The sequence below is a fragment of the Devosia sp. genome, from assembly GCF_041917035.1.
GTDB lineage: Bacteria > Pseudomonadota > Alphaproteobacteria > Rhizobiales > Devosiaceae > Devosia_A.
On the sequence record NZ_JAYRYM010000309.1, the window covers coordinates 1 to 3782 of the forward strand.

Genomic DNA, 3782 nt, shown 5'->3' on the forward strand with positions numbered 1-3782 from the left:
CGCCGAACAGCAGCGTCAGCGAATGGCCGATGCTGAACATGGTGACGTAGATCGCCACGTCGCGCATGCGGTAGACGAAGAAGATCACCCCGAGCAGGAAAAGCAGGTGATCGTAGCCGGTGAACATGTGCTTGGCCCCGAGATAGAGGTAGGGCCAGAACTGCACGCCGACAGCGCTCTCGAGAAATGCAGCGTCTCCGCCGGCCACGCCGTGCGCCAGCGCCGGCTCGCAAGCGCCGAGGGTGGCGAGCACCGTCGCCATGCGCACAGGCCAGTGTCGAAGCGGAACCGCATCCGCTTCGGCCTGCCTCACTTGATGAAGTCCTGAACGCGGTCGAAGTCAAAATACTCGAACGGCTTGCGATAGGTCTCGTGGCAGCTCTCGCACATCACCTCGAGTTCCTCGACCCGGGCCAGCATCTGGTCGGGCGCGGCGTCGGCCGCCTCCTGCGCCTTGATGTAGGCGGCATAGGAGAGCTGCTTGAACGCTTCGAAATCCTCCCAGACGCTGGTGTCCGACAGGGAGACATGCCCCGGATCGGCCTTCTCGCCCTCCTCGGTATAGGGGTTGGCCTCGACGCGGAACAGGTTGGGGAAGGCATAGAGCATCGCCGAGATCGACTGCAGCCGGCCGCGCAGCTCGAGATCGTCCATCGGCAGCACGCCATCGAGCGTGTCGTGGATGATGTCGTTATTGGCCCCGATGCTGTTCATCAGCAGCCGACGGCCGAGCGTCGTCTCCTTCTGCGAGGTCAGGGCCAGCTGGTCGGCGGCGGGAGCGTTCTGGGCCTGTGAGGGGCCGTGCAGGACGGCGCCGGTCAGCACCGCTGCCAGGCCGGCGGCAAGGATCAAATGAACACGCATGGAATATCTCCTCCGTTTCGGCCGAGAGGAGCAACAGGCGCGGAACGCCGTCCTGCACAATCGGCCCGTAATCCTGCACCGGATGCACCAGTTTTGTCCGGAACGTGCAGAAGCGCCCGGATGGCCGCCATGCCGGACGCGCCGGCGCCGGTCTCGTCCTGCCCGGACATTACCAGAGCGGATATCTCGTGCCGGGACGCGCTATGATCGTTTCATGCAAATGATCCGCCAGCTCCGTGCAGGGCTATCCTGAAAGGCACTGGAATTATGGAGTCGCAGCAATACGACAGCTGCCCCATGGAGAGCGTCGCGATCTGGACTGCCATATAGCCAAACCAATATAAATATAAGTTTTGGTGATATGGCGATGGTTCCGGTCTGATGCCTCGACATGGTGACCGCGGGTGGGAGACCGCGGGCGGGTGCTGCCCCAGACGGCGCCCAAAGGGGGGATGGAGACGGCTGACCGCCCACCTAACGTGCACCACCGTCGGCCGAGGAGAGGAAATAGCATGAAGACGAAACGGGTCTTGCTGGCATGTGCCCTTGGACTACTGGTCGCAGTGAGTGCGCCCGCCATGGCCATTGCGCAAGTTCTGCAGCCGGTCCCCGAGGTGGTCGCACCCCCGCGGGCGTTCAAGACGGCCGAAGAGCACTACAACTATCTCAAGCGCCACCATCGCGGCGGCACCGTCCACACCCACGAGTCCGTTCCCAAGTGGGAAGGCCTGTGGGAGGCGAGCTACAACAGCATCGCGCTGCGCGGCGGCGTCTCGCCCTTCTTCGTCGGGCCGATCCCGCCGGGCCTCGCCGCCGGCGGCGAAATCGCCGAGGGCGTGCTGACCCCCGAATACGAAGCGGCCTTCAAGCAGCGCCGCGAGAACATGGTCCAGTACAACGAGCAGCCCTATGACCGCCTGACGACCTGCGAGGCCGTCGGTCCGGCCCGCTGGCTGCTCGAGCCCTATGTCCGCGAGTGGGTCAACACCCCGACCCAGTCGTGGTGGCTGAACGACCTCGCCAACGAGACGCGTCGCATCTTCATCAACCAGGACCACAAGAACATCGACGGCGCCAACTCCCCGACCGGCGACAGCGTCGGCTTCTGGGCCGGCGACCAGCTGATCGTGTGGACCAACGACATGTGGCCCGCCGACTACTTCCGCGGCTACCCGCCCTTCTCCAACGAGATGCAGATGATCGAGGTCTACCAGCTCGTGCAGGAGCCCAACGGCCTGTCGCGCCTCGAAGCCCAGGTCACCTACTACGACCCGGTCAGCCTCGTGAAGCCGCTGAGCGGCGTCTACACCTGGACCCGCGCCACCGTGCAGGAAGATGCCGGCTACCGCATCCGCCACTGGGATTGCGACAGCAATATCCAGCAGAAGGACGCCAACGATCTGACCACCATCCGCCTGCCGGGCGAGGACGGCAAGACCTGGCATCAGCATCGCAACCCCGACCTGCCGGCCGACCTGTCCGGCCAGACCAAGACCCCGGGTGAAGTCGATTTCGACAGCCTGATCGGTTCCGCCCAGTAATTTGCAAGGAAAGGTATCGCACAATGAAAAAGTCACTGACCTTGGCTGTCGCGGCGCTGGCCTGTGCCGCGTCGGCAACGGTGGCCATCGCCCACCACAGCTTCTCCATGTTCGACCCCGCCCAGGAGATCGTGCTGGAAGGCAAGGTGGTGCGCTGGGCCTTCACCAGCCCGCACACCTTCATGATCATCGAGGACGCGGCCGGCAAGGTCTGGGCCTTCGAGGGTGCGGCGCCGCCGGCCCTGCTGGCCCGCAACCCGCCGATGACCGGCGACACCTTCAAGGGTGGCGATCCGATCACCGTGATCATGTGCCCGCTGCGTGACGGCCGCGCCGGTGGCGCTTCCGGCCTGTTCATCACCGCCGACAAGGCCGTCTACAACCCGGCCGACGCCGGCTGCCGCGCCAACCAGCGCATCGCCGACTGGCCGGCCTGGATCGAGAAGGGCTACAAGTCGCTCGCCGATGCCAAGGCCGCCGGCGAGGCGAAGGCCCAGTAAGGGTTCGAGCCCTGTCAGCGGGCCGGGCGTCACGCCCGGCCCGCGTCTTTCCAGCGGGCGGTGGAGGCGCCTTCCTCGATATGGTAGATCTGCTCATCAATCTCAGCCAGACACCGCTGGCGCTGGCCATGGCCACGTCCCCCTGGGTCGTGCCGACCATGCAGTCGATCCACATCATGTCGATCGCGGTGATCTTCATCTCGGTGCTGCTGATCGCCATGCGCGCATCCGGCTACGCCTGGGCGGGCCTCTCCGTGCGCCAGACCGTCGCACGCTTTGCGCCGTGGGCCTGGACCGCGCTCGCCGTGCTGGCGCTGACCGGCATCGTCCTCATCCTCGCCGAACCGATCCGCGAACTGCTCGCGGTGTCGTTCTGGATCAAGATGGTGCTGCTGGCGCTGACCCTCGTCATCTCGGTCCGCTTCCTGCGCGGCGTCCGGCGCGAGGCGGCCTATGCCGAGGTCGACGGCCCGGTGAACCCCCGGCTGCGCCGGGACGCCGTCATCACCATCGTGCTGCTGGTCATCATCATCTTCATGGGGCGCTTCATCGCCTATGACCCGCTGATCTGGGGCACGCTCTCCCCGATCTCGGCCATCTACGCCGGCTAACAGGACCCGAGGCCATGGATTTCACAGCCTTACTCAACGATCTGCAGTACTCGGCCCTCGGCCAGTGGGTGAACACCGGCGGTGCCACCTACCCCATCGTGGAGAGCATTCACGTCATCGCCGTCGCGCTGGTCTTCGGCACCATCCTGGTCGTCGACCTGCGCCTGCTCGGCCTCGCCTCGAACAACAGGCCGTTCACCCGCGTCGCCCACGACCTGCTGCGCCTGACCTGGATCGGCTTCGGCCTCGCGGTCATCACCGGATCG

Annotated in this window: 5 protein-coding genes and 1 pseudogene; 4 read left to right on the forward strand and 2 right to left on the reverse strand. The window is 65.4% G+C overall.

Going from position 1 to position 3782, the window contains the following annotated elements:
* Positions 1 to 262: HupE/UreJ family protein (locus ACE3TU_RS20010; RefSeq protein ID WP_374627449.1), on the reverse strand; the 262-nt coding region annotated here is incomplete at its 3' end.
* A gap of 47 nt (positions 263 to 309) precedes the next feature.
* Positions 310 to 864, reverse strand: coding sequence for a cytochrome c (locus ACE3TU_RS20015; RefSeq protein WP_374627441.1), 555 nt, complete (start codon positions 862 to 864; stop codon positions 310 to 312).
* 578 nt (positions 865 to 1442) lie between these two features.
* Here ACE3TU_RS20015 and ACE3TU_RS20020 point away from each other — a divergent pair.
* The 4 genes and pseudogenes from ACE3TU_RS20020 to ACE3TU_RS20035 form a co-directional block, all read left to right on the forward strand.
* A complete protein-coding gene (locus ACE3TU_RS20020) occupies positions 1443 to 2405 on the forward strand; it encodes a hypothetical protein (RefSeq protein WP_374627443.1) in 963 nt (320 codons plus the stop codon).
* Positions 2406 to 2428: 23 nt separating this feature from the next.
* The gene (locus ACE3TU_RS20025; protein ID WP_374627445.1) at positions 2429 to 2905 is read left to right on the forward strand and encodes a DUF6152 family protein; all 477 of its coding nucleotides are present in this window, start codon (positions 2429 to 2431) and stop codon (positions 2903 to 2905) included.
* Between the two features lie 80 nt (positions 2906 to 2985).
* Complete coding sequence (locus tag ACE3TU_RS20030; RefSeq protein WP_374627447.1) at positions 2986 to 3516, forward strand: hypothetical protein; 531 nt, start codon at positions 2986 to 2988, stop codon at positions 3514 to 3516.
* Positions 3517 to 3530: 14 nt separating this feature from the next.
* Positions 3531 to 3782, forward strand: a pseudogene (locus ACE3TU_RS20035) (hypothetical protein); the annotation flags it as partial.

Excerpts from the sequence above, each read along its gene's own strand:
- ACE3TU_RS20020 (WP_374627443.1), top strand. The coding sequence starts at position 1,443 with ATGGCCATTGCGCAAGTTCTGCAGCCGGTCCCCGAGGTGGTCGCACCC.
- ACE3TU_RS20015 (WP_374627441.1), bottom strand. The coding sequence starts at position 864 with ATGCGTGTTCATTTGATCCTTGCCGCCGGCCTGGCAGCGGTGCTGACC.
- ACE3TU_RS20025 (WP_374627445.1), top strand. The coding sequence starts at position 2,429 with ATGAAAAAGTCACTGACCTTGGCTGTCGCGGCGCTGGCCTGTGCCGCG.
- ACE3TU_RS20030 (WP_374627447.1), top strand. The coding sequence starts at position 2,986 with ATGGTAGATCTGCTCATCAATCTCAGCCAGACACCGCTGGCGCTGGCC.